Raw genomic sequence first — 24591 nt, 5'->3', positions numbered from 1 at the left:
CCCGTGGGACTGCTCAAGGAGGTCCTCCTGCTGCCGGCCGCGCCGGTGCGCGGCACCGCCTGGGTGCTGCGGCAGGTCGTCGAGGTGGCGGAGCGCGAGTACTACGACCCGGAGACCGTCCACCGCGAACTGGCGGGACTGGTCGCGGCGTTCGAGGCCGGCGAGATCGACGAGGAGGAGTTCGACCGCCGCGAGGACGAACTCCTGGCCCGCCTGGACACGGGGCGGGGGGACGGCCGGTGACCCACCGGGCGCCGGAGTGCAGCGTCGCGTGCGCCCGGGACGGGGCGAAGGGCCTCGTCCCGGGCGCGGTGGGTCTCCACGAGGCCACCACGCGCGCCGCGACGGAAGAGAAGGAGGAGGACGTATGACGATGCCGTCGGGACTTCCGCGTCCCTACGACGACCAGTCGGCCAACCTCGCCGACATCCTGGAGCGCGTCCTCGACAAGGGCGTGGTCATCGCCGGGGACATCCGCATCAACCTCCTCGACATCGAACTCCTCACCATCAAGCTGCGACTCGTCGTGGCGTCGGTCGACCGGGCCAAGGAGATGGGCATCGACTGGTGGGAGCAGGACCCGGCCCTGTCCTCCGGAGCCCGGCGGGGCGAGCTCGGCCGGGAGAACGAGGAGCTGCGCCGGCGTATCGCCGAGCTGGAGGCGAGGCAGGAGTCATGAACGACGAACCGTTGCTGTACGTGTACGCCGTGGTCCGGTCGTCCGATGTCACCGGGGGGCCTCCCGGACCCCCGGCAGGCGAGACGCTGGGCACGGGCCTCGTGACCGTCGCGCACCGGGGCCTGACCGCTCTCGTCGAGCCGGTCCCGGCGGCCGACTTCGACGAAGTGCCGCTGCGTGGAAGGCTGGAGGACCTGGACTGGCTCGCGGAAGTGGCCAGGGCCCACCACGGTGTGGTGGCCGCGGCGGGTCGGCGGGTCACCACCGTGCCGCTGCGGCTGGCGACCGTCTGCCGTGGCGAGCCGGGCGTGCGCCGGCTCCTCGAAGAGGGTGAACACCGCCTCTCGGAGACCCTCGACCGCCTGACGGGCACCCACGAGTGGGGCGTCAAGCTGTACGTCGACGAGACACCCGGCCCGACCGCGCCCGCGAGCACAGGCGAGGCGCCGTCGGTAGCGGGGGGTTCCGGGCGCGACTACCTGCGGCGCCGGCTGGGGGACCGGCGGGCCCGCCAGGACGTCGACGACACGGCGGCCCGTACCGCACGACACCTGCACGAGACGCTCGTACGCACCGCGGCGGACGCGGTGCTCCACCCGCCCCAGCAGGCGCGGTTGTCCCAGGGCCCCGGCCGGAACGTCTTCAACGCCGCCTACCTCGTTCCTGACGACAAGCGGCAGGAGTTCCTCGACGCGGTTCCCCCGCCCGAAGAGGTACGGACGGGCCTGCGCGTGGAGATCACGGGCCCCTGGGTGCCCTACTCCTTCACGGGCGACGACACCGACGAGGAGCCGGAGCGATGAGCGACCAGCGGGAGATCGCGCTGGTCGACCTGCTTGACCGGCTGCTCGCCGGCGGTGTGGTGCTCGCCGGCGACATCACCCTGAGGATCGCCGACGTCGACCTCGTGCGCATCGACCTGAAGGCGCTCATCAGTTCCGTCGGCGACGCCGTGCCCTCCCCGTGGGAGCGGGTGACACCATGACGACACGACCGCGACGGGTGGAACTCGACCCCGACACCGTCGAACGCGACCTGGCCTGCCTCGTCCTGACCGTCGTCGAGCTGCTGCGCCAGCTGATGGAGCGCCAGGCCGTGCGCCGGTTCGAGGTGGGCGACCTCACCGAGGAGCAGGAGGAGCGGCTCGGTCTGACCCTCATGCTCCTGGAGGACCGGATGGCATTGCTGCGCGACCGTTTCGGCCTGGAACCGGAAGACCTGAACATCGACCTCGGGCCGCTCGGCAAACTCCTCTGAATATCGGCAAACTCCTCCGAACAAGGGTTTGTTCCGGCGAGGTCCGGCTAGACGGTGTACATGAGTGCATCGGAGAAGAGCAACGAGAATCCGTCCAGCCGGAACAGTTCGCGTACCGCCTCGGAAAGGAGCGGTACACGGAACCGGACGAGCAGTGCTTCGGACGCGGCGAAGAAGACCGTGCACGCGGTGGAGGAGACCGGGGAGAAGACCGGCGGGGCCCTGACCGCGCTTCCGGCCCCTCTCGCCGAGAAGACCCTGGCGGCCGTCCACGCCGTCCGCGGCACCGGTGGCACGCTGGTGACCGCCGTGCGCGCCCGCAAGGCGGTCACCAGCAGCGCCGCCGTGAGCGCGGCGGCCGCGCTCACCGGCGCGTACGCGCTCGGACGCCGGGCGGGGCTGCGCTCCCGCGGCCCGCTCTCCCGGCTCACCGGCGGCCGTATCTGACCTGTGGTGGCCCGGTGGGATCGCCGAATCCCATGTCCCGGTCATGTCCCGGTCACTGAAAAGGAATTCGGCCCTTCCGGCGAATCCCGTTTACTTGGAGGATTCGCCGGGAGTGGTCGGACGTGGAAATGCGGAGGTTGTTGACACATGGTTCCCCTGTTGTTGGTTCTGCTGCTGGCTCTGATTCTCTTCGGCGCCGGATTCGCCGTGAAGGCCCTCTGGTGGATCGCCGTGATCGTGCTCGTCCTCTGGCTGCTGGGCTTCGTGGCCCGGCCGAAGGGCGGCTCTGGCCGCTGGTACCGCTGGTAGTCCTTCCCTCACCGCCCGCTCGCGGTACGACGACCGCGCCCGCCGCCGACACAGGCGGCGGGCGCGGTCGTCGTCGTCCCGGAAGCACAGCCCGGAAGCACGGCGAACCCGGCACGCTCCTCGGAGGAGGACCGTGCCGGGTTCGCCGTGCCGGGTTCAGGCCGTCAGGACCGAGTCGTCCTCGGGGCGCGCGCCGGGCAGACGATGGCGGGCGATGACCAGCGCCGTGTCCACGTCCCGTGTACCCGTGGAGACGCAGAGCGTGTACGCGATGTCGTCCATACGGCGTCGCACCTCGACATCGCCGTTCTCCGCGTAGAGTGCCTTCAGCGTCTCGTACTGTTCGATCAGATTGCTCAACACCGCGGGATGGGCCATCAACACAGTGCTTTCCCCTTCGCCGTCAGGGCGCCGACCGCCCGTTTCGATGCGCCGGATACCCCCGCTTCCGGGTTGTATGCCCGGCGGACGGCCGAACCGCGTGCCCGGGTACGGGAATGAAAACCCCGAAGGCGGGCAAGGCGGAGTACGGAATGTGCGAAGCGCGGTACGAAGCCGTGTGAGAAAGGGGGGAAGCCGATGACGGACGCGATCGCCACCGAGCGTGCGACACAGCAGCCCGTGCTGTCCGTGAGCGTCGACTACGACATCGAGGACACCGGCGACGGCATGATCGCGTCCGCTCGCGCCTTCACCGCGGACTTCCTCGCCGCCGCACCGGCCATGGGGCGTGAGCCGGTGGCCCGGGAGCGGGTCGACATGGCGCGTCTGGTGGTCAGCGAACTGGTGACCAACGTGGTGCGGCACGCGCCCGGCCCTTGCCGGCTTCTGCTGGAGCTGTTCGAGGACGCGCTGGACATCTCGGTGTTCGACCGTGCGGAAGCCTCCCCGGTCCCGCGCGGCCACGACCCCGGCCGCATCGGCCAGCACGGGGTCGAGATCGTCGTCACCGTCTGCGAGAGCGTGAGTGTCGAGCCGCATCCGACGGGGACGGGGAAGCGGGTCAGGGCGCGTCTTCGCCTCGCCGCGGCCGAATGACCCGAGCCGGATGACCGGAGCCGGATGCCTGACGACCCGGGGTCCGGCAGGCCGGAAACGCGGTCCGAAAATTCCCGTGCATGTTCCGTGAGTGCCGGGGTAGGCGAGCCGCCCGGGGGAGAAAGCGTTGCCGACAACCGAAGGGGACAGAGCGTGTCGACTGCAGTGCAGACGGAGACGAAGAACCGTGCTGAAGCGGCTGTGGGGGGCGGACTGCCCGTCGTCGAAGCTCCCTGCGACATCGCGCCGAAGGACGCGCGTGAGCTGTCGAAACTGTTCTTCGGCAGGATGGGCGTATTGGAGGAGGGAACCCCCGAGTACCAGTACGCGCGCAACACGCTGATCGAGATGAACATGTCGCTCGTGCGCTACGCGGCCGGTCGGTTCCGGTCCCGGGGCGACGAGATGGAGGACATCGTCCAGGTCGGCATCATCGGACTGATCAAGGCCATCGACCGGTTCGACATCTCCCGCGAGGTGGAGTTCACGACCTTCGCCGTGCCGTGCATCGTGGGGGAGATCAAGCGGTTCTTCCGCGACACCTCCTGGGCGGTCCACGTGCCGCGCCGGCTGCAGGAAGCCCGCGTGGAGCTGGCCAAGGCGACGGAGGAGCTCAGCTCGCGCCTCGGGCGGGCCCCGACCGTGTCGGAGCTCTCGGCCCTCATGAACCTCTCGGAGGACGAGGTGATCGAGGCGCGGATCGCCTCCAACGCGTACACGTCCACCTCGCTCGACGCGGCCGTCGGCGGCGACGAGGAGGACGGTGGCGCCATGCTCTCCGACCTCCTGGGGGAGGAGGACCCGGCGCTCGAACTGTTCGAGGACTGCCACGCCCTCGCACCGCTGCTCGGCGAACTCGGCGAGCGGGACCGTCGGCTCCTCCACCTGAGGTTCGTCGAGGAGCTGACGCAGTCGGAGATCGGACAGAGGCTCGGAGTCTCCCAGATGCAGGTGTCACGGCTGCTCTCGCGCAATCTGGCACGCCTGCGGGAGGGCATGCTCGCCCCGCTGGAGGAATGAGCCGCCCTCCCTACCGCCCCGGGGCACCCACCCGTTCCCCGGGGAACCGCAGGAGAACCGAACGGCCTCACCGGGGGACCGGCATCCCTACCGGTGGGGCCGTTCCCCCGTGTTCGCCGCACGACGCAACCGCCGCTTGAGGGAACGGCGTTCGTCTTCGCTCAGGCCGCCCCAGACCCCCGTCACCTGGCGGGAGTCGTCCATGGCCCAGCGGAGACACGCCTCGCGCACGGGGCAGTGCCGACAGACTTCCTTGGCCTCCTCGGCCTGTACCAGAGCGGGGGCCCCGGTTCCCACCGGGAAGAAGAGATCGGGGTCGACGTTCCGGCAGGCCGCGGACGCGCGCCAGCTTTCCATGGGTCCTCCTGACCGACATGTGGAGAAAGAAGTCGTTTCTTCTCGGCTGACCTCATATCGGTACTTGAAACGCCGTCGCCCTCGGGGGATTCGACCGGGGAGCACGGGTTCGCACCCCGCGGCGGAGGAGACACGTCAAGGAAGCGCTGCCGGGCGGCGGGGGAGCAGCAGGGGAGTCGCAAGGAGGAGCAGGCCGGCCAGCCCGATGGCCGTCCGGGGGCCGAGCAGGCCGCCCAGCACGCCCCAGACGGCTGTCAGGAGCGCGGTCGAGGCCTTGGTCGTCACCGCCCAGGCGGACAGCGTGCGGGTGATGCGGTCGTTCGGGGTGCGCTCGAGGCGGTAGGTGGCGTGGACGGGGTTGAAGACGCCACAGCAGAGGACGAGCCCGAGCTCGATGCCCACCACCAGCAGCAGCCCGCCGGCGCCCGGTCCGAGGAAGACCAGACCGACGGGCCAGATCGCGCGCAGCGCCCCGGCCGCGATCAGGATCCGGTACGACCCGAACCGGGCGACGAGCGGTCGGGCCAGCCACGATCCGAGAAGGCCGCCGATGGAGGGCACGGCGAAGGCGAGGCCGTACTGCCACGGGGCGAACCCGAGCGGGCCGAGCATCAGGACGGCCAGCAGCGGCTGGGTGGCCATCACCAGGCCGTTGAACCAGGCGGTGTTGAAGAACAGCGGGCGCAGCGTCGCGTCGGCGAGGACGTACCGCCACCCGTCGAGCAGATCCCCGGCCCGCATGCGCGCGGCCTGCCGGCGCTCGGGCGGCGGCTCGTGCCCGCCCATCGCGCGCAGGCCCAGGGCGGAGAGCAGGTAGCTGACCGCGTCGGCCGCCACCGTCGCCACCGGACCGAGGAGCCCGACCGCCGCGCCGCCCAGGGGCGGCCCGATGATCGTGGCCGTCCAGGCCGTGGACTCGAACCGGGCGTTGGCGACGAGCAGGTCCTCGGCCACCAGCAGCGTCTTCAGGAAGGCGCCGGACGCGGCGCGGAACGTGATGTCGGCCGCCGCGACGACGACCGACACCAGCAGGAGCTGAAGGAAGCCGAGCACGCCGAGCGCGTACGCCGCGGGGACCGACAGCAGCGCCGCGCACCGCACCAGGTCCATCGCGATCAGCACCGGCCGCTTGCGGCGGAACTCCACCCACGGTCCGAGCGGCACCGCCACGACCGCGCCCACCGCGGCCCCCGCCGCGGAGAGCGCGGCGACCTCGGCCGGTCCGGCGTGCAGGGCCTGGACGGCGATCAGCGGAAACGCGCCGAAAGCGAGCCATGTGCCGAGCGCGCTCGTTCCGTACGCTCCCCACAGCCACCCGAACCGCCGCCCGAGCCGATGCCCGCTCCTCATGCTCGATGCCCCTCGCCACTCACCCGTACAACCGAACCGCGACCAGAAGCATCAAAGCGAGCGCGACAAGCGGGATCAAACAACCAGATGGCCGTGCATCCACAACCAACGGTTGTATCAGTAGGATGCCGGGATGGACCTCCACACCGTCCGGACCTTCGTCGCCGCCGCCGACGCGGGACAGTTCCAGGAGGCCGCCGCCGAGCTGTCGGTCACCCAGCAGGCCGTCTCCAAGCGCATCGCCGCTCTGGAACGCGACCTCGGCGTGCGGCTGTTCACCCGCACCGCACGCGGCGCCGAGCTCACCATCGACGGTCAGGCGTTCCTGCCCCACGCGCGCGAGCTGCTGCGCGTCGCCGAACGCGCGGTCGCGTCCGTGCGCACCGGCCGGCGTCCGCTGCGCGTGGACGTGATCACCCTGCGCAGCGCCCAGTCGGGCCTGATGCGCGACTTCCACCGCGCACACCCCGAGATCGACCTCGACGTGATGACGTTGTTCGGCATCGAAACGGCCGTGGCCGCCCTCCGGTCCGGCGCGATCGACGCCTCCTTCCGTGCCGTCGCCGCCCCCGGCTGTCCCCTTCCCGAAGACATCGAGTCCGTCCGGGTGCTGGACGAACCCCTCCAGCTCCTCACCGGCCCCGCCCACGCGCTGGCCGGCGCGCGATCAGTGCCACTCGCCCGGCTGGCCGGGCACCGGATCTGGATGCCCGGCATCGTCCCCGGTACCGAGTGGGCCGCCTACTACGACGACCTCGTGGCCGAATTCGGCCTCACCATCGAGGCGACCGGCCCCAACTTCGGCTCCGACGCCCTCCTCGACACCATCGCCGACACCCCGGCCCTGGCCACCTTCATGGGCGGGCGGACCCGCCTCGTCTGGCCCGCCGACCACGGCCTGCGCCGCGTCCCGGTGACCGACCCGACGCCCGTCTACCCCCACTCGATCCTCTGGCACCGCGACAACCCCCACCCCGCACTGACCACCCTCCGCGCCCACCTGACCGCCACGGCGGCCGGCCACGACACCGCGGGGACCTGGACGCCGAGCTGGGTGCTTCCGCGCTGAACGCCGCCGGACGGAACTCAGTCACCCGCGTTCGTCCCGGGGGGCGCTGAACACGACCTCCGGGTACCGCCCGGAAGGAGCGTCCAGGAGGGACCGGGGCCGGTGGCGCAGGTGCAGGTCGAGGAACGCGCGGGTGTACCCGCGGGTGATCTCCGACGCACGGGCCGCCGACAGGCCGGCGCCCCCGCCGATTCCGAACTGCTCGGCCAGCAGTCCGACGTCGGTGAAGGAGGCGTGTCCGGCCCCGGCCACCACGAGCCACCGCTTCCACCCGGTCAGGTTCGGCCAGTCGCGTTCCCAGGTGGCGGCCGCGCCGCCGCTGCCCGGGCTGTACTGGGCCTGCCTGCCGAGGAACAGGAACGGCCGGGACAGGCCGCTGTCCGGGACCGGGACCTGGGTCGTGCCGTCGATGTCGACTCCCGCGCGTATCCGGGAGTCGGCCAGCATGGACGTGACGGCGCTCGCACCGCCGACGGAGTGGCCCGCCATCGCGATCCGCGACGGGTCGACGAGCCGGGCGCCGTCCCACTTCAGGGGTGTCCCGGTCAGTTCGTCCAGGACGAAGGAGACATCGGCGGCCCGGCCCGTGACCAGCCGCTTCCAGAACGCTTCGTCGTGCGTGACCTCGCCGGCGCCGCACGTGGTGACCCGTCCGTCCGGAAAGGTGGTGGCGACGCATTCGTAGGTGTGATCGATCGCGGCCACCAGGTAACCGTGGCTCGCCAGGTCTTCGGCGAGGGAGGTGAGCGTGGTACGGGGTTTGGTGAAGCCGGGAGAGAGGACGACCAGCGGCAGACCGCGCACGGACCCCGCCGGCCGGGCATCGGCGAAGGCGCTGGTCCGTGTCGTGCTCAACACGTCCGACGGCACGCCGGTGATGCCCCCTTCCTCGAGGAGCAGCTCCGACTCCGTCGGCGTCATGTACCGCGCCCGCCGCCCGTTCGGCGAGGCGGCCGGGTACCACAGGGAGACCATGAGCTCGCGCGTGCTCGCCCCCGGAGCCCAGGGATCGGGCCGGGAGCCGTCCGTGAGGTGCAGGGACGTGGTGCCGACCGCCCGGGGCCCGGTCGGTGGGGGCAGGTACGGCCTCCTGCCCGGCCGGCCGGCCGCCGACCCGCGCGTACCCCCGCGCCCGGCCTGTTCGGTCCGTTCGCCGGCGGATCCCCGGTCCCGCGCCCCGCGGGACTCGTTCTCGTCGATGTGCATGTATCCCCCCACAGCGCTTCACATGGCGTCCGTCCTCGTCCTTGGGGACTCCCTTCGAGCCGTCCGAGTTGCCTGCCCCGACGAGGTCCGGTGCGTCTGCCACGGGGGCAGTACGGAAGACTTGGGCGGGTGATCGTGATGCAGCCCGTCCTGGAGATCCACACTCCCGACGGCTTCGACCTCTGGCCTGTCGCCGGGATCGAGCCGTTCGGCTTCCTGCCTCTCAGCGGTGAGCTCTCACCCGCCGAGGTGGGGACGGCGGTGATGCGTATCGCCGACTGCAACGACATCGACCCCGACGGCGATCGCCCGCCTCGCCCGGCCGGAGCACTCGACTCGTTCCTTCACGGACTGCTGACCTTCGACGACCTCTTCGCGGCCGGCGGCCTGCGCGTCACCGAGGACTCCACCGGCGTCGCCTTCCTGCCCGGGTGCTGCGACGGGCTGGAGGACTGGCGCGACTGGCATCGGCTCGTCGACGACGGCGGGATGCTCGGATTCGGCCACGATCCCGTGTCACCGGTCGCGGAGCGCGTCGGCGACACGGTGCGGCTCACGGCCGACGCCGGGCGGAGCGGCAGTCCGGTGATCGAGCTGTCCGTCGCGGAGCTCCGTCACCTGCTTTCCGGTGCCGAACGCGACCTGACCGACTTCCTCGCACTGGCGGCCGACTGGGCCTCCGGACATCTGCCCGACCGGCACGTTCCCGTCACAGCCGCCCTCGCCCGCGTCCTCGGCCTTCCCTCGTTGTCCGTACCGCCGGGGCCGTAGGACGGCGGACCGGGCGGCCGTGTCACCCGCTCACGGCGGTGCCGCGGACGCGGTGGGCGGTGTCGCGCAACCACAGGGCACTGCGCTTGGGCGTACGGGACTGGGTGGCGTAGTCGACGCGCACGAGACCGAAGCGCTTGTCGTAGCCGTACGCCCATTCGAAGTTGTCCAGGAGCGACCAGGCGAAGTAGCCGCGGACGTCGGCCCCGCGCGTCCGGGCGCGGGCCACGGCGGCCAGATGGGCGGCGAGGTAGGCGGTGCGGTCGGTGTCCTCGACGAAGCCGTGCGCGTCGGGACGGTCCTCGTACGCGGCGCCGTTCTCGGTCACCACCATCGGGGTGCCGGGGTAGTCGCGGGAGACGCGCAGCAGCAGCTCGGTGAGGTCGTGCGGCATCACCTCCCAGCCGAGGCCGGTGACCGGGAGGCCGCCGTGCGGCAGGTTGCGGGTGACGGGGACGCCCCGGGCATCGGTGGTGGCGCCGTTCCCGTCGGCCCCGGAAGTGCGCATCGAGCGGTAGTAGTTGACGCCCAGGGTGTCGATGGGGGCGGCGATGACGTCGAGGTCGCCGTCCCTGACGGGGATCTCGACGGCGTGGGCGGCCAGGTCGTCGACGAGGTCCTCGGGGTACCGGCCGCGCAGGATCGGGTCGAGGTAGAAGCGGAAGCCCATGGCGTCGGCCCGGCGGGCGGCCTCGCGGTCGGCCTCGCTGTCCGTGGCGGGCCGGCTGGTGCCGAGAAGGTGGCTGACGGCCAGGTCGAGCGGGCGGCGGGCGGCGGAACGCAACCGCCGGACCGCGAGGCCGTGTGCCAGGTGCAGGTGGTGCACGGCCCTCACCCCGTCGGCCAGGGAGCGGCCTCCGGGGGCGTGGACGCCCTCGACGTGGCCGAGGACCGCCGAACAGAAGGGCTCGTTGAGGGTGGTCCAGTGGGTGACGCGGTCACCGAGCCGTTCGTGGACGAGTTCCGCGTAGTCGGCGAAGCGGTACGCGGTGTCGCGGGCGGGCCAGCCGCCGGCGTCCTGGAGTTCCTGGGGCAGGTCCCAGTGGTAGAGGGTGAGCCAGGGGGTGATGCCGTGCGCGAGGAGCTCGTCGACCAGGCGGTCGTAGAAGCCGATGCCGGCCGGGTTGGCCGGGCCGCGCCCGCGGGGCTGGACCCGGGGCCAGGAGACGGAGAACCGGTACGTGTCGAGGCCGAGGGCGGCGAGCAGGGCGACGTCCTCGGGCATGCGGTGGTAGTGGTCGCACGCCACGTCCCCGGTGTCGCCGTTGTCGACGGCCCCCGGGACACGGCAGAAGGTGTCCCAGATGGACGGCGTGCGTCCGTCCTCGTCGGTGGCGCCCTCGATCTGGAAGGCGGAGGTGGCCGCGCCGAAGCGGAAGTGCGGGGGCAGGAGGTCGATGAGCGCGTCGTGCTGGACGGTGGCGGACGGGGCGGGCGCGGACATGGGGGTGGCTCCTGTGGATCGGAAGGGGACGGGAAAGCGGCCCGGGCGCCCCTGCGGGCGTCCGGGCCGCGGTCTCGTGACGGGTCAGGGCAGACGGTGGTCCGCGTTCAGCACGGCACCGCGTTCGGGGCGGTACAGGTCGAAGCCCCGTGTGTCGCACTGCAGGCCGCCGACGATGCAGTGGTCGACCAAGGCCTTGAGGGTGCGCTCCTCCCACGCGTTGAAGAAGTCGTAGTGGAAGGAGTGGCCCCGGCCGCTGGAGAGCCGGACCTGGGACATGTCGCCGTTGACCGGCCACGCCATCTTGAACTCGATCATCGGCAGGGCGACCGGGTGGGAGGCCGGGCACATGTTGTCGTTGGTGCCGGGCTTGACGACCGTGTAGGCCATGTGGCTCTTGTGGTCGGGGGTGTCGAGGTACTTGCCGTCCCAGCAACTGGGGGCCTGCATGCGCAGGTTGAGCTGCACGTCGGGCCGGCTCGGACAACTCGCCGGGAAGTCGGTGTTGAAGAAGCTGTCACCGCATTCCCAGCCCTCGACGAAGCCCTTGTGACCGCGGAACTCCTGGGCGCTCTGCATCGGGTTGCCGACGACGAACCGCAGCCCCTTGGGGAAGGGACGGACGCTCCGGTAGTCGGTGACGCCGGCCTTGTAGTAGATGACCTGCGGGCCCACGGGCAGGATCTTCTGGTCACCCTTGTACAGCGAGGGCATCCAGTACGCCGAGGAGTCCGCCGGCGCCTTGCAGGTGGTGTTCCCTCCGTAGAGCGAGCCGGTGGTGCTGGCGGCGTCGGTGGAGGTGTTGCCCATGAACGTGTGGTCGTGGGACGCGCCGAACCGGCCCGGGTAGACGATCGGGTCGTCCGCCGCGGTGTGGGTGACGGAGCAGCCGGCCTGGAACTCGTGATGGTAGGCCGGGGGCGGGACCGCGGTCGACGGAGTCACGCCGGTGACCTGCGGGTTGGCGAGGATGTATCCGTCGCCGTCCGGGTCGTCGCCCGACGGGAGGGCGGAAGCGCCCATCACGTGCGCGACGGGGGAGGTGCCGGCCGCGTGGGTGCCGTGTCCGCCGTGGGCGGAGGCGGAGGCTCGGCTCCCGCCGTGGGCGGTGGCGGCGCTGTAGGTGTCGACGGCCAGGGCGGAGGCGCCCAGGGCGGCGGCGAGCAGTAAGGCGGACAGGGTCCGGCCGCGGATTCTCATCATGGTCATCGTGATCTCCTCGTTCTCCTCAGGGCGTCAGCTGTAGACGCCGAACTCGTGGAGCGAGTAGCCCCAGCCGGTGCCGCGCGCGGTGAGCTGGAGCTTGACGTACCGGGCGGTGGCGGCCGTCTCGATGGTGTCGATGTCGCCGTTGCCGCCGGTGGTGGTGTGGACGGTCCGCCAGGTCGTCCCGTTGTCGGAGACCTGGACCGTGTAGTCGCGGGCGTAGGCCGGGTCCCAGACCAGCTGGAGCCGGTTGAAGGAGCGGACCGAGCCGAGGTCGACCTGGATCCACTGCGGGTCGCTCCAGTCGCTGGCCCAGCGGGTGGAGGTGTTGCCGTCGGTGGCGTTCGTGGCCGGGCACGGGCAGTCACCGTAGGAGGCCTGGGCGGAGGAGGCGGTGGTGGGCCTGTTCAGGGCGATGTTGGTGCCGGCGACGGGCGGGGCGACGACCTTGACGGACTTCGTCTCGATGCCGGCGTTGCCGCGGCCGTCCTCGGCCTGGATGTAGACCTTCCACACACCGAGCTTCTCGGGCGCGGTGACCGCGAAGGTGCCGTTGCCCAGGGAGCGGTACTGCGCGTCGACGAGGCGCTTGTCGCCGTTGGCGTAGTTTCCGCTGAGGTAGATCTTGGGTGTGATCGGGTCGCCGTCGGGGTCGCGGATGTCGGCGCGGACCGTGAACTCACGCCCCGCCGGAGCCGCGGAGGCCGGGCTGACGGTCATGTTCGTGATGACCGGCGGGGTGTTGTCGCCGGCGGTGGAGCCGGTGTACGCCTTCTTGACGGCGTAGTACGACAGTCGCTTCAGCCCGTCGGGCACGAGGTTGAACCAGACGCCGCCGAAGTCGTGCTCGAGGCCGTAGTGGAAGAGGGTGGCCCCGAGGGCGACGCCCTGGTGGCCGGTGACGCAGCCCCAGCCCGTGGTGTAGCCGTCGGCCTTCTGGACGTCGGTCGGCTCGTCCGGGATGCCGTTGACGTCGTCGGGGACCTCCCACTCGCCGGCGGGGCCGCCCTCGGTGATGATGTACGGCTTGTTGTAGCCGCCGTCGATCCAGTCCTGGCGCACCTTGCAGAGGTTGCCGTAGGAGTTCATCGAGTACAGGTCGAGGTCGGGGGCGTTGCGCTTGTAGTACGGCCAGGCACCGGTCCACGCGTCCGTGGAGGTCACGGGGTGGTCGGGGTCGATCGAGTGGATCTTCTTGGCGACGTCGTTGACGAAGGTCGTGTACGCGTTGCGCTGGGCCTCCAGCTCGGTCCCGCCGTAGCAGTTCTGCAGACCGAGGACGGACTCGTTGCCGACGTTCCACATCAGCGTCGCCGGGTGGGACTTGTAGGTGTCGACCCACCTCGCGAACTCGGTGAGCATGTTGTTCTTGTACGTCGTGTCGGTGACGTAGTTGACGCAGCCGCCGGAGCCGGGGCCGCCGCCGGGCTGGAGCCAGAAGCCGTTCATCACCTTGAGGCCGTTGGCGGTCGCGGCGTCGAGCAGCGGCTTGCTGGAGGCGTCCGTCCCCCAGGTCCGGACGGTGTTGACGCCCATGGACTTCAGGTCCGGCATGTAGCGGGGGGCGTCGGCCATCGCCGGGCCCCAGGTGAGGCCCTTCACGGTGTACGGCTGCCCGCCGACGGTCAGCTGCCAGTTGCTCTGCGAGCCGGTGACCTTGACCGCGCCGCCGGGGCCGGGCTGCGTGGTGCCGCCGCCGTAGACCCGGAACTCCCACAGGGAGTAGCCGTAGCCGGTGCCCCGGGTGACGCCCTGGAGGCGCACGTAGCGGCCGGTGCCGGTGACCGCGAGCTCGTCGGTGCCGCCGTCGCCGGCGGTCACGGACGTGACGGTGCGCCAGTCGGTGCCGTTGTCGGAGAGCTGGATGTCGTACGCCTTGCCGTACGCGCCCTCCCAGTTCAGGACGACGCGGCTGATGTCCGAGCGGCTGCCCAGGTCGACCTGGATCCACTGGGCGTCGGTCCACTGGCTCGCCCAGCGGGTTCCGGTGAGGTCGCCGTCGACGGCGGCGGCCGGGGACCAGGCGGCGCCCTCGCTCGACGAGGCGGTGGCGGGCTTCCCCTGGGAGAGGAGCGTCTCCGCGGCGGTGGCGGGGGCGGAGGTCAGCAGGGTGGCGGAGGTGGCGAGCAGGGCACCCAGGGAGATGAGGGAACCCGTGGTGCGGGTGCGCTTGCGGACGCGCCTTCGTGTCGTCGGGTCGGTGATCGCGGTCATTGCGGCTCCTGGACGGACAACGGGCAGGGGATGGTCTTCCGGGCGGCGCAGCGGGGACACGAGTGCCGCCCGGAAGGCGTGGGAGGGGCCGGGACGCGCCGTGGTCAGTGGCGCGTCCCGGACGGGTGTCAGGGGAAGGAGACGACGGTGGACGGCACGGTCGAGGTGCCGGCGGGGATGGTGGACGCCCCGGTGTCGTTGATGACGTGGTTGTAGTGGCCCATTCCGCCGAGGGACACCACCAGGAGGCTGTGGAACTTCACGCCCGGCTTGACGGGTGCCTTGAAGCCGTGGTCCTGGACGATGGTCGGGTCCACGTTGTAGTTGCAGTAGCTGCCGAGTCCCCACGCCTCGTGGGTGTTCACCGAGTCGTCGACGCGGTAGGCGGCGTACCCCTTCGTCGTGCCGTTCTGGATGGCGGCCTGGTTGGGGGCGTCGTACGCCTTCTCGTTCTGGTAGAAGATGGTGCGGCCGCGCTCGCCGTACCACTCGACGTCGTACTTGTTGAAGTGCTCGACGAACAGGCCGGTGGCGAGCACGTCGTCGCCGTTGACGCGGACGCCGTAGTCGGCGCGGTTGGTCTCCCAGCCCCAGCCCTCGCCGTGGTCGGCGCGCCACACCCAGGTGTGGTCGACGATGGCGTCGTCGCTGTTGACGACCATGCTGGTGGTGGCCTTGCCCGCGCCGGCGCCGCCGATGCGGATGTACACGTCCTGCACGGTGGTGGGGTTGGCGGCGTGGTCGGCGCCGGCGCCCTGGGGCCCGACCTCCAGCAGCGTCGGGGAGTTGACCGGTCCGGCGTCGATGAGGAAGCCGGCGAGCCGGACGCCGTCGACGTCGGCGACCCTCATCGCGGTGACGCCGTTGTCCGGGATGATCGTCGCGAGGCCGAGGCCGAGCACGATGGTGTTGGCGCGGTTCACGTTGATGGTCTGGTCGACGTGGTAGACGCCGGGCGTGAACAGCAGGTGCAGGCCCTGGTCGAGCGCCTGGTTGATGGTGGCGGCGGTGGTGCCGGGCTTGACCACGTAGAACTGGTTCAGCGGGATGGACTCACCCTGGGGGGTGCCGTTCGCCCAGCTGGTGCCGCGGGCGTTGACCCGCTTGGCGGGCGCGAACACCTTGTACTCGTTGCCGTCGAGGTAGAGGTACGGCTTCTCGCGCGAGATCGGCGTCGTGTCGAGCGTGGTGTAGCGGGGCTCGGGGAACGCGTTGGCCGGTGCGCCCTGAACGCCCGAGAAGGTCTGGTTCCAGACGCTGTTGGACCAGCCGCCGATGGAGCTGTCCCGGGTGTACCACTGCTGCTGCGAGTAGTTGCCGACCTGGCCGTCGATCTTCGAGTCGGCGATGTAGCCGCCGCTGGCCCAGCCGTAGCCGTTCGGCGCGAGGTTGAGCCCGCCCTTGACGTGCATGCGGCGGAACGAGGACGCCTGCGAGACCGCCCACCGGTTGGTGCCGTTGACCGGGTTGAGGGTCAGACCCTCCGCACCGCGCCAGAAGTTCTGGGTGGCGTTGCCGTTGAACCAGCCCGCGTCGACGGTCACGTCACCGTTGATGGTGGTGTCGCCGGGACGCAGCCCGAGACCGGCGATCTGGGTGTAGAAGCCGATCTGCGCGTTGAGGTTGTTGTACGTACCGGGCTTGAAGAGGAAGGCGTGCCGCCCGGAGCCGAACTGGGCCGACTCCTGCTGTTGGAAGACCTGGTCCAGCTTGGTCTGTATACCGGGCGTGGACGGGTCGAAGACGTGCACGTTGGGACCGAGGTCGCCGCCGCCGGGGAGGGTCGGGCCGCTGCCGTCGGTGCTGCCGTAGACCTGGAACTCCCAGAGCGAGAAGCCGTATCCGGTGCCCCGGGTGAGGCCGTTCATGCGGATGTAGCGGCCGGTTCCGGAAAGGGTGACCTCGTCCGTGCCGCCGTCGCCGGCGCTGACGGCGGTGACGGTCCGCCAGTCGGTGCCGTTCTCGGAGGCCTGGATCTGGTAGCTCTTGCCGTAGGCGCCTTCCCAGGTCAGGACGGCGCGGCTGAGCGTGGCGCTCTTGCCGAGGTCGACCTGGAGCCACTGGGAGTCCTGCCAGGAGCTGGCCCAGCGGGTGCCGGTGAGGTTCCCGTCGACCGCGGCGCTCGCCGCGAAGGCGGGTCCCTCGGTGGAGGAGGCGGTGGCCGTCTTCCCCTGCGAGAGCAGGGTGGGGGCGGCCTGTGCCGTCGTCGCCGGGGCCAGGGCCAGCAGGCTGCCGGCCAGGGACGAGACGAGTGCGCCGACGGTGGCCCGTCGGACGGCTGAGGCGGGTCGCCGGAAGACCGGCGGGGACCCGAGGGAGGACATGGGTCTCCTCTGAATGCATGGGGGAAGGGTGGGCGAGCGCTCTCCGAAACCTTGCCCGCGCGGCGAGTTGACGGTCAAGCCATATGACACGGCTTTTCTTTTGACTTTCATTAAGTGTCGACCTCAATGGTCCTCCGTCACCCGCGTACCGTCCTCCCACCGGACACACGGCACCGTTGAGGACCGCGGGACGGGGGATCGGGGGCGGGCACGTCGAAGACAGGGCACGCGCGGCGGGGGTGTCATGCGCGGCGGAGCCCCAGTTCATCGGCGGCGCGCACCGGCCTCCTCGTCGATCCGATGGAACGGGCGGCCGCGTGACAGGACGCGGAGGAGACCGGCGTCGAAGCGTTCAGGCGCATACGGGCGGCGCCTGAACGGGAGGGGCGTACCGCATCCACGACCGGGTGACGCGTGGAACACGGGGAACGAGCGGCACAGGCCGCGTCGACCGGTGGGAGAGGTGGTCGTATGTCCGCAGCCCAGGACGCGACGGACGTACTGGTGGTCGGAGCCGGTGCCGCGGGCCTCGCGTGCGCCCGGGATCTGCTGGCGGCCGGTCTCGGCGTACGGGTGCTGGAAGCCGGGGACGAGGTCGGCGGCCGGATGCGGTCGGACCGGGTCGAGGGCTTCGTCGTGGACCGGGGGTTTCAGGTCTTCAACACGTCCTACCCCCAGGTCCGGCGCCGGCTCTCCCTGAAGGACCTGAGGCTGCGGCCCTTCACCCCCGGAGTCCTCATCCACAGCCCTTCCGGGCGGCTCCGCTTCAGCGACCCCACCCGCCGCCCGCGTACGCTGCCCGACCTGCTGCCGGGCCGCCTCGCCGGGCCCCGCGACCTTGCGGCACTCGGCCTGCTGTCCGCCCGTGACACGCTGATGCCGCCCCGTCGGCTCACACGGCGCGCCGACACCACCACCCGCGCCGCGCTCGCGGGCGCCGGGATCTCCGACGCGTTCGTCGAGAGGTTCTTCCGCCCCTTCCTGTCGGGAGTCTTCCTGGAGGAGGACCTGGAGACCTCCGCCCGGATGTTCCACCTGGTGTGGCGGAGCATGCTGCGCGGCACCCTGTGCCTGCCCACCGCGGGCGTCGGAGCGGTCCCTCGGGCTCTCGCCGCCGCTCTGCCCCCGGGTGCCGTACGGCTGGAGAGCCCCGTGGCAGAGCTCACGGACGAGGGCGCGCTGACGGCCGCGGGTCAGGAGATTCCCGCGCACGCCGTCGTCGTCGCCACCGGTCCCGGGCCCGTCACGGCACTCCTCCCCGGAATCGCCGTGCCCGACTACCGGATCGTGACGACGTACTACCACGTCGCCCCCCGGTCCCCCCTCGGCGAGCCGACGCTGCTCGTGGACACCCGGCGCCGCTTCCTCAACACCTGCGTGCTCAGCGACGTCGTGCCCGCCTTCGCCCCGCCCGGCCACGCCCTCGTCGCCACTTCGGTCCTCGGCCGGGACGCGGAGGGCCGTGAGCATGAGGTCCGGGCGGCGCTCGGCGAGGCGTACGGAACCGGCACCGACGGCTGGGACCTGCTGACCGTCCGCACCGTCGAGGACGCGCTGCCCGTCATGACGCCGCCGCAGCCCCTGATCCGCACCACACGGGTGGCTCCCGGCCGGTACGTGTGCGGCGACCACCGTGCCACCGGTTCCGTCCAGGGCGCGCTGGCCTCCGGCGCACGGGCCGCCCGCGAGGTACTGCACGACCTGCGGCGCTAGGAGGTCCCGTCGATCAGGCGGTCACCACAGGTCCGTCGCCGTGGGCATCGGGTCCTCGTGCGGCCCGTGGTCGCCGGCCCGTGCTTGACGAAGTGGTGCGGCGCGGCCGACTCCGCACGCCGAGAGGTGCGAACCGGTGGTGCCGTCCTGGTGGGCGAAGGCGGTGGAGACCTCGTGCTCCCAGCGGTCACCCGCCGGGGAGGCCCTCCCACCGCCGGACGTGGTCCGCGCCGTGCCCGTGGGGATGCGTTCCCGATCCCGAGCACCGGACTCCGCCCGTCGGCGAGTTCCACCCGGTGGACGGGGCGGTGGAAACCCCTTCGACGCCGGGTGCCATGTCGTCATCGGGCCGAGGGTCCGGTGCGGCTGTTCGACGGTGAGCCCCTCGGTGCCCGGGGCCGGGGCGGAACCACGGCGGACCTGGAGGACGCTCCTGGTGCGGGAAGGGCACGGGCCCCGGGCGGGAGGGCGACCGTGGCCGTACGCCCGTACGCCCGTACGCCCGTACGCCCGTACGCCCGTACGCCCCGTGCGACCGGAGCACCGCCTCGCTCTCCGGAAGGCCGCCCCGCGGGGCGGCCTTCCGGAGACTCATGACGGGCACCGGTCAGCCGGCGGTCGCCTCCCGGTGGGCGCGGACGATGTCCGCGTACCGGCGGCCGCTCGTCTTCACCGTCCTGCGCTGGGTGGCGTAGTCGACGTGGACGAGGCCGAAGCGCTTGTCGTAGCCGTAGGCCCACTCGAAGTTGTCGAGCAGGGACCAGGCGTAGTACCCGGCGAGCGGCGCGCCCTTGCGCAACGCCCGGGCGCAGGCCGCGAGGTGCTGCTCCAGGTAGCGGGCGCGCTCCGGGTCGTGGACCTCGCCGTCGGGGCCGACGGTGTCGGGGAAGGCCGAGCCGTTCTCGGTGACGTACAGCTTCCGGACGCCGTAGTCCTCGGTGAGCCGCAGCAGGAAGGCCTCGAGGCCGCCGGCGTCGATCTGCCAGTCCATGCCGGTGCGGGGCACGTCGGGGAGGCGCACCTCACGGGCGTACGGGACGGGGCCCGTCGGGTCGTCGGCGACGGTGACCGGGAAGTAATAGTTGAGGCCGTGCCAGTCGAGGGGCGCGGCGATGGTGTCCATGTCCCCTTGGCGCTCGGGGAGTTCGACCCCGTACAGCTCGCGCATGTCGGTGGGGAAGCCCCGGCCGTACACGGGGTCGAGCCACCAGCGGTTGGTGTGGCCGTCCATGCGGGCGGCGGCGGCGATGTCCTCGGGCCGGGTGGAGGCGGGCTCGACGGTGGAGTGGTTGGTGACCAGGCCGACCCGGGCGCCGGGGGCGGCGGCGCGAATGGCCTGGGTCGCGAGACCGTGGGCGAGGAGAAGGTGGTACGAGGCGCGCACGGCGGCCGTGAGGTCGGTGAGTCCGGGGGCCATGCGGCCCTCCAGGTGACCGATCCACCCCGAGCAGAGCGGCTCGTTGAGGGTGGCCCACCGGGTGACCCGGTCGCCGAGGCGTTCGGCGACGACGGAGGCGTACGCGGCGAGGTGCTCGGCGGTGGCCCGCTCGGTCCAGCCGCCGTGGCTGTCTCGGACCCGGTCCTGGAGGGCCTGGGGCAGGTCCCAGTGGTAGAGGGTGACGGACGGGGTGATCCCGGCGTCGAGGAGGCCGTCGACGAGCCGGTCGTAGAAGTCGAGCCCGGCCGCGTTGACGGGTCCGTCGCCGCCGGGGACGACGCGCGGCCAGGCGACGGACAGCCGGTAGGCGTCGGCGCCGAGGCCCTTCATCAGGGCGATGTCCTCGGGCCACCGGTGGTAGTGGTCGCAGGCGGTGTCGCCGTGGTCGCCGTTGTCGATCGCGCCGGGGACACGGGAGAAGGTGTCCCAGATGGACGGAGCCCTGCCGTCCTCGGCGACGGCGCCCTCGATCTGGTAGGCGGAGGTCGCCGTGCCCCAGGAGAAGTCCGCGGGAAACGCCTCCAGATCGAGCGAGGTGTCGGAGTCGGTGGATTCGGACATGGAGAACCTCTTCGTTGTCGGTAGGGAGGGCGTCACTTGACCGCGCCCGCGGTGAGGCCGGCGACGAGATAGCGCTGGAGGAGCAGGAAGCCGACGACGACGGGGACGCTCACCACGAGGGAGGCGGCCATCACCTGGTTCCAGTAGACGTCGTTCTGGGTGGCGTACCCCTGGAGCCCGACGGCGAGGGTGCGCGTGGTGTCGTTGGTCATGACGGAGGCGAAGAGGACCTCGCCCCAGGCGGTCATGAAGGCGTAGACGGCGACGGCGATGATGCCCGGTGACGCCGCCGGCACGATGACCCGGAACAGCGCGCTGATCGGCCCGCAGCCGTCGACCTTCGCCGCTTCGTCGAGTTCGCGCGGGATCGAGTCGAAGTACCCGGTCAGCATCCAGATGGAGAACGGCAGCGAGAAGGTCAGATAGGTGAGGATCAGCCCTTCGCGGGAGCCGAAGAGGGCGATGCCGGTGGCGTTGCCGATGTTGACGTAGATGAGGAAGAGCGGCAGCAGGAAGAGGATGCCGGGGAACATCTGCGTGGACAGGACCGTCACCGTGAAGACCCGCTTGCCGCGGAAGGTGTAGCGGCTGACGGCGTACGCGGCGAAGATCGCGACGACCACCGAGAACACCGTGGCCGCGCCCGCGACGACGATCGAGTTCACGAAGTAGTCGGCGAGCGGGACGGTCTCCCAGATGTCGACGTACGGCCGGAGGGTGAGCCCGGAGGGGATCCACTCGAACTTCCCCGAGACGTCCTCGAGGGGTTTGAGGGAGCTGGAGATCATCACGTACACCGGCAGCACCACGAAAGCGGTGAGCAGGGTGAGGAAGATCCGCCGGGTCCAGAGGAACGACCGGGGCGCGGCCATGGGGGAGCGCGGAACCGGCTGGGCGTGCCTAGACATCGGTGGCCTTCCTTCCGCGGGTGGTGAGCAGGAGGTAGACGCCCGTGACGACGAGGAGGAAGAGCAGGAGCAGCACGGACATGGCCGAACCGGTGCCGAAGTTCCACGTCTGGAAGGACGACTGGTAGATGTGGAGGGAGATCAGGTCGGCGGCTTCGGGCGCGGCCTTGCCGAAGAGCACGAACGGCGTGTTGAAGTCGTTGAACGTCCAGAGGAAGAGGACGAGCACGAGGACCTGGTTGACCGACCGCAGCGACGGCAGCGTGATGTGCCGGATCTGCTTCCACACGCCGGCCCCGTCGAGGGCGGCCGCCTCGTACATGTCCCGGGGGATGTTCTGCAGTCCCGCCATGACGGTGAGGAAGGCGAACGGCCAGCCCTTCCACACGGAGACGACGAGCAGGGCCCAGAAGCTGTTGTCCCCGATGAGCCAGAAGGCGGGGCTGTCGCCGATGCCGAGCTGGTCGTGGAGGACGTGGTTGATGATGCCGTTGTCCCGCTGGAACATGAACGCCCAGGTGATGACGGCGGCGTAGACGGGCAGCGCGTACGGGACGAGGAACAGGGTCCGGAGGAAGCCGCGGCCCCGGAAGTTCTCCTGGAGGAAGATCGCGGCGGCCGTACCGAGGAGCCAGCACAGCCCCACGGACAGGACGGTGAACAGGCACGTCGTCAGGAACGACTTCAGGAGCGCCTCGCCGACGGGGGCGTCGAAATCGATCGCGAGGGTGTAGTTGTCGAGCCCCGACCAGGGCGCTTCGGACCAGTTCCGGATGTAGAACTGGGTGAGCTCGCGGAAGCTCATGGTGATGCCCATGAGCATCGGGACGAGGTGGACGAGGAGTTCGAGGAGCAGGGCGGGCAGGAGCAGGAGGTACGGCAGTGCGATGCGGCGACGCCCGGAGCGGCGTGGTGCGCGCGCCTCTCCGGGTGTGGCCTTGCGCACCGTCCGCTCACTCGGGGGAGTGACGGCGGTCTCGGTCATGGTGGGGCGGCCTACTTCTTGGGCATCTGCTGCTGGGCCTTTTCGAGCTTGGCCCGCACGGACTCCGTGGTGACCGCGCGGCCCGCGGCGGCGTCGGCGAACAGCTCCTTGACCGCGGTCCCGACGACCGTCTCGAACTGCGACTCCTCGGGGACCTGCGGCAGGGCGGCGGCGCTGGTGGCGAGGGTGTCGCGGATGACGGCGAGCCACGGGTCGGCGAACACCGGGTCGTTCTGCGCGGTCTTGACCGGCGTGACCGAGCCGTAGGCCTTGTTGAGGAGGATCTGCTCGTCGTCGCTGGTCATGAACTTCACGAACTTCAGCGCGCCGTCGAGGTTCTTGGTGTTCTTGAAGACGGCCATGTTGATGCCGGCGACCATGGAGTTGGTCTGCCTGCCCGCGCCGGGCTTGCCGGACGGGACCGGGGCGGGGGCGACGCCCCACTCCTCCGGGGTCATGCCCTGGGACTCGAAGGTCTGCGACGGGGTCTGCCACAGGACCATGCCGGTCTTGTTCTTGGCGAAGTCGCTGAGGGACTGGTTCTGGGCGTACTCGGCGTTGCCGGGGGCGACGATCTTCTGCGCGGCCATGAGGTCGACGTACTGCTTGACGGCGGCGACGGCCCCGTCCGAGGTGAAGTCCGGCTTGCCGTCGGCGGTGAAGAAGTCGGCGCCGTGCTGCTTGCCGAGGACGAAGACCTGGTGGATGTTGTTGGAGAGGTTGGATCCCTCGACGCCGATGCCCCACTTGCCGTCCTTGCTGATCTTCTTGCCGGTGGCGATCAGCTCGTCCCAGGTGGTCGGCGGCTTCGCTATGCCGGCGTCCTTGAACATCTTCTTGTTGTAGTAGAGCGCGTACGCCATGGAGTAGAGCGGCACGGCGGCCGGGTCCTTGCCGGCGATGCCGGTGGAGCCGAGCGCGGAGTCGACGAAGCGGTCCTTGCCGCCGATGGCCTCGAAGTTCTTCGCGTCCCACGGCAGCAGGGCGCCGGTGGACTGCAGCGAGGCGCTCCACGTGTTGCCGATGTTGAGGATGTCGGGGCCCTGGCCGGACGTGGTCGCGGTGAGGATCCGGTTGAGCAGGTCGGCCCACGGGATCACCTCCAGCTTGACCTTGATCCCGGTCTGCTTCTCGAACCGGTCGAGCTCGGGCTGCAGGACCTTCTTGTCGACCTCGAGGCTGGAGCCCTGGTTGGAGGCCCAGTAGGTGAGGGTCTTCGGCGACGCCTCGCTCCCCTCACCGCCGCCGCAGGCGGTGGCCGTGAGGACCAGGGAGAGGGTGACGGCACCGGTGACAGCGGCTCTGATTCTGCGCATGGCTCGTGGGCCCTTTCGGGGACGACGACGGGGGGCCGATGCGGTGAGCGTCTGGAAGCACCGCCGTCACATCGGCTTAATTTAGGATGTGAGTTAAACCCCATGAGAAGGTCGCGTCAAGGCTTGTAGTGCGGGTATGTTGCAACGAACGACTTCAGAGACGGGGACCAAAGTGCACGCGAGAACTGGTCGTACGGTGCGTGACCTGCGGCGTGAGAACCGCACCGCCGTTCTGCGCAGGCTGTACTTCGACGGGCCGATGAGCCGCCTCATGCTCGGTCCGGCCACCGGCCTCAGCTCCGGCTCGGTCAGCAACGTGGTCGCGGAACTCGTCGCGGAGGGCCTGGTCGAGGAGGCGGGCAGCGTCGACTCGGCCGGCGGCCGCCCCCGTACCCTGCTGCGGATCACCCCCGCCAGCGGCTACATGATCGGCGTCGACATCGGCGAGACCCGGATCAGGATCGAGCTGTTCGACCTCACCCTCACCGAACTCGCCCGCACCGAACGCCCGTTGGCGAGCTCCGGTCCCCGCACGGCCCGCTACGACGTGGACCTCGTCGTCGGCCACGTCCGGGAGGGCATCGCCGAGGTGCTGCGCACCGTCGACGTGCCCGCCGAGCGTCTCCTGGGCGTCGGCGTCGGCGTGCCCGGCATCGTGGCCGGGGACGCCGGGGACGGCGCGGTCGTGCACGGCCAGACCATCGGCTGGGACGCGGTCCCCTTCGAACGCCTGCTGCGCGCGGCCGTGGAGCTGCCCGAGGACGTGCAGTACTGGATCGACAACGGCGCCAAGACCCTGGGCCAGGCCGAGATGTGGTTCGGCGCCGGGCGGGGCGCGCGCAGTGCCGTGGTGGTGCTGTTCGGCTCGGGCGTCGGCGCCTGCGTGGTCACCGACCCGCTGGGGCCGGGTAGGGCCGTGGAGTGGGGCCATCTGACGGTACGGGTCCGGGGGCGCCGCTGCCGGTGCGGGGCCCGGGGC

26 protein-coding genes are annotated in these 24591 nt (G+C 70.9%); 14 read left to right on the top strand and 12 right to left on the bottom strand.

The window, feature by feature from the left end; all coding sequences use genetic code 11:
• Positions 1 to 3: 3 nt before the first annotated feature.
• From ACFWUY_RS26060 to ACFWUY_RS26025, 8 genes are all read left to right on the top strand, one after another.
• Complete coding sequence (locus ACFWUY_RS26060; protein ID WP_384113889.1) at positions 4 to 243, top strand: gas vesicle protein GvpG; 240 nt, start codon at positions 4 to 6, stop codon at positions 241 to 243.
• Positions 240 to 371, top strand: a complete 132-nt coding sequence (locus tag ACFWUY_RS26055) for a hypothetical protein (protein ID WP_384113886.1) — start codon at positions 240 to 242, stop codon at positions 369 to 371. The genes ACFWUY_RS26060 and ACFWUY_RS26055 overlap by 4 nt, the downstream gene beginning before the upstream one ends.
• Positions 368 to 679 carry a gas vesicle protein gene (locus ACFWUY_RS26050; protein WP_384113883.1) on the top strand — a complete coding sequence of 104 codons (312 nt, stop codon included), beginning with the start codon at positions 368 to 370 and terminating at the stop codon, positions 677 to 679. Before ACFWUY_RS26055 ends, ACFWUY_RS26050 begins: the two co-directional genes overlap by 4 nt.
• Positions 676 to 1482 carry a GvpL/GvpF family gas vesicle protein gene (locus ACFWUY_RS26045; RefSeq protein WP_384113881.1) on the top strand — a complete coding sequence of 269 codons (807 nt, stop codon included), beginning with the start codon at positions 676 to 678 and terminating at the stop codon, positions 1480 to 1482. Before ACFWUY_RS26050 ends, ACFWUY_RS26045 begins: the two co-directional genes overlap by 4 nt.
• Positions 1479 to 1664, top strand: a complete 186-nt coding sequence (locus ACFWUY_RS26040) for a gas vesicle protein (protein WP_384113878.1) — start codon at positions 1479 to 1481, stop codon at positions 1662 to 1664. Before ACFWUY_RS26045 ends, ACFWUY_RS26040 begins: the two co-directional genes overlap by 4 nt.
• Positions 1661 to 1936 (top strand): gas vesicle protein K, encoded by a 276-nt coding sequence (locus ACFWUY_RS26035; protein WP_384113875.1) that lies wholly within the window; start codon positions 1661 to 1663, stop codon positions 1934 to 1936. The genes ACFWUY_RS26040 and ACFWUY_RS26035 overlap by 4 nt, the downstream gene beginning before the upstream one ends.
• A 60-nt stretch (positions 1937 to 1996) precedes the next feature.
• Entirely contained in the window at positions 1997 to 2383 is a 387-nt protein-coding gene (locus tag ACFWUY_RS26030) for a hypothetical protein (RefSeq protein WP_384113872.1), read from the top strand.
• 147 nt (positions 2384 to 2530) lie between these two features.
• Complete coding sequence (locus ACFWUY_RS26025; RefSeq protein WP_073816292.1) at positions 2531 to 2692, top strand: DUF5670 family protein; 162 nt, start codon at positions 2531 to 2533, stop codon at positions 2690 to 2692.
• A gap of 156 nt (positions 2693 to 2848) precedes the next feature.
• Here the strand turns inward: ACFWUY_RS26025 and ACFWUY_RS26020 are convergent, their stop codons facing one another.
• Positions 2849 to 3076, bottom strand: a complete 228-nt coding sequence (locus ACFWUY_RS26020) for a DUF5133 domain-containing protein (protein ID WP_384113868.1) — start codon at positions 3074 to 3076, stop codon at positions 2849 to 2851.
• 195 nt (positions 3077 to 3271) lie between these two features.
• On the opposite strand from ACFWUY_RS26020, the gene ACFWUY_RS26015 reads away from it, so the two are divergent.
• Both ACFWUY_RS26015 and ACFWUY_RS26010 read left to right on the top strand, forming a co-directional pair.
• Complete coding sequence (locus ACFWUY_RS26015) at positions 3272 to 3730, top strand: ATP-binding protein (RefSeq protein ID WP_384113864.1); 459 nt, start codon at positions 3272 to 3274, stop codon at positions 3728 to 3730.
• Positions 3731 to 3883: 153 nt separating this feature from the next.
• On the top strand, positions 3884 to 4750 hold the full coding sequence (locus ACFWUY_RS26010) for an RNA polymerase sigma factor SigF (protein WP_384113861.1): 867 nt from the start codon (positions 3884 to 3886) through the stop codon (positions 4748 to 4750).
• Positions 4751 to 4837: 87 nt separating this feature from the next.
• On the opposite strand, the gene ACFWUY_RS26005 is transcribed toward ACFWUY_RS26010, so the two are convergent.
• Together ACFWUY_RS26005 and ACFWUY_RS26000 are read right to left on the bottom strand one after the other, a co-directional pair.
• Entirely contained in the window at positions 4838 to 5107 is a 270-nt protein-coding gene (locus tag ACFWUY_RS26005) for a WhiB family transcriptional regulator (protein WP_384113858.1), read from the bottom strand.
• 135 nt (positions 5108 to 5242) lie between these two features.
• Positions 5243 to 6457: an MFS transporter gene (locus ACFWUY_RS26000; protein WP_384113855.1), complete on the bottom strand. Its 1215-nt coding sequence runs from the start codon at positions 6455 to 6457 to the stop codon at positions 5243 to 5245.
• Positions 6458 to 6590: 133 nt separating this feature from the next.
• On the opposite strand from ACFWUY_RS26000, the gene ACFWUY_RS25995 reads away from it, so the two are divergent.
• Positions 6591 to 7526 carry a LysR family transcriptional regulator gene (locus ACFWUY_RS25995; RefSeq protein ID WP_384113852.1) on the top strand — a complete coding sequence of 312 codons (936 nt, stop codon included), beginning with the start codon at positions 6591 to 6593 and terminating at the stop codon, positions 7524 to 7526.
• Between the two features lie 21 nt (positions 7527 to 7547).
• Here ACFWUY_RS25995 and ACFWUY_RS25990 read toward each other — a convergent pair whose 3' ends face one another.
• Complete coding sequence (locus tag ACFWUY_RS25990) at positions 7548 to 8732, bottom strand: alpha/beta hydrolase family protein (RefSeq protein ID WP_384113849.1); 1185 nt, start codon at positions 8730 to 8732, stop codon at positions 7548 to 7550.
• Positions 8733 to 8861: 129 nt separating this feature from the next.
• On the opposite strand from ACFWUY_RS25990, the gene ACFWUY_RS25985 reads away from it, so the two are divergent.
• The gene (locus ACFWUY_RS25985; RefSeq protein ID WP_384113846.1) at positions 8862 to 9503 is read left to right on the top strand and encodes a hypothetical protein; all 642 of its coding nucleotides are present in this window, start codon (positions 8862 to 8864) and stop codon (positions 9501 to 9503) included.
• A 22-nt stretch (positions 9504 to 9525) separates the two neighbouring features.
• On the opposite strand, the gene ACFWUY_RS25980 is transcribed toward ACFWUY_RS25985, so the two are convergent.
• The 4 genes from ACFWUY_RS25980 to ACFWUY_RS25965 all read right to left on the bottom strand — a co-directional run bounded on the left by ACFWUY_RS25980 (position 9526) and on the right by ACFWUY_RS25965 (position 16691).
• Positions 9526 to 10947, bottom strand: a complete 1422-nt coding sequence (locus tag ACFWUY_RS25980) for a GH1 family beta-glucosidase (protein ID WP_384113842.1) — start codon at positions 10945 to 10947, stop codon at positions 9526 to 9528.
• A gap of 84 nt (positions 10948 to 11031) precedes the next feature.
• Positions 11032 to 12147, bottom strand: a complete 1116-nt coding sequence (locus tag ACFWUY_RS25975) for a DUF1996 domain-containing protein (protein ID WP_384114077.1) — start codon at positions 12145 to 12147, stop codon at positions 11032 to 11034.
• A 36-nt stretch (positions 12148 to 12183) separates the two neighbouring features.
• Positions 12184 to 14367, bottom strand: coding sequence for a discoidin domain-containing protein (locus ACFWUY_RS25970; RefSeq protein ID WP_384113835.1), 2184 nt, complete (start codon positions 14365 to 14367; stop codon positions 12184 to 12186).
• 128 nt (positions 14368 to 14495) lie between these two features.
• Positions 14496 to 16691 (bottom strand): discoidin domain-containing protein, encoded by a 2196-nt coding sequence (locus ACFWUY_RS25965; RefSeq protein WP_384113828.1) that lies wholly within the window; start codon positions 16689 to 16691, stop codon positions 14496 to 14498.
• Positions 16692 to 17162: 471 nt separating this feature from the next.
• Here ACFWUY_RS25965 and ACFWUY_RS25960 point away from each other — a divergent pair, with 471 nt between their 5' ends.
• Complete coding sequence (locus ACFWUY_RS25960; RefSeq protein WP_384113821.1) at positions 17163 to 18404, top strand: NAD(P)/FAD-dependent oxidoreductase; 1242 nt, start codon at positions 17163 to 17165, stop codon at positions 18402 to 18404.
• Between the two features lie 607 nt (positions 18405 to 19011).
• Here ACFWUY_RS25960 and ACFWUY_RS25955 read toward each other — a convergent pair.
• From ACFWUY_RS25955 to ACFWUY_RS25940, 4 genes are read right to left on the bottom strand one after another with little or no spacing between them, the layout of a single operon-like run.
• On the bottom strand, positions 19012 to 20403 hold the full coding sequence (locus ACFWUY_RS25955) for a GH1 family beta-glucosidase (protein ID WP_384113815.1): 1392 nt from the start codon (positions 20401 to 20403) through the stop codon (positions 19012 to 19014).
• A 32-nt stretch (positions 20404 to 20435) separates the two neighbouring features.
• Entirely contained in the window at positions 20436 to 21275 is an 840-nt protein-coding gene (locus ACFWUY_RS25950; protein ID WP_384114074.1) for a carbohydrate ABC transporter permease, read from the bottom strand.
• Between the two features lie 28 nt (positions 21276 to 21303).
• Positions 21304 to 22296 carry a carbohydrate ABC transporter permease gene (locus ACFWUY_RS25945; protein ID WP_384113809.1) on the bottom strand — a complete coding sequence of 331 codons (993 nt, stop codon included), beginning with the start codon at positions 22294 to 22296 and terminating at the stop codon, positions 21304 to 21306.
• Positions 22297 to 22307: 11 nt separating this feature from the next.
• Complete coding sequence (locus tag ACFWUY_RS25940; protein ID WP_384113802.1) at positions 22308 to 23612, bottom strand: ABC transporter substrate-binding protein; 1305 nt, start codon at positions 23610 to 23612, stop codon at positions 22308 to 22310.
• Positions 23613 to 23784: 172 nt separating this feature from the next.
• On the opposite strand from ACFWUY_RS25940, the gene ACFWUY_RS25935 reads away from it, so the two are divergent.
• Positions 23785 to 24591: ROK family protein (locus ACFWUY_RS25935; protein WP_384113798.1), on the top strand; the 807-nt coding region annotated here is incomplete at its 3' end.

Origin of the sequence: Streptomyces sp. NPDC058664 (assembly GCF_042716635.1) — a bacterium.
Taxonomy (GTDB): domain Bacteria; phylum Actinomycetota; class Actinomycetes; order Streptomycetales; family Streptomycetaceae; genus Streptomyces.
Note: the sequence above shows the minus strand (reverse complement) of the source record. Positions and strands in the feature narration are given on the sequence as shown.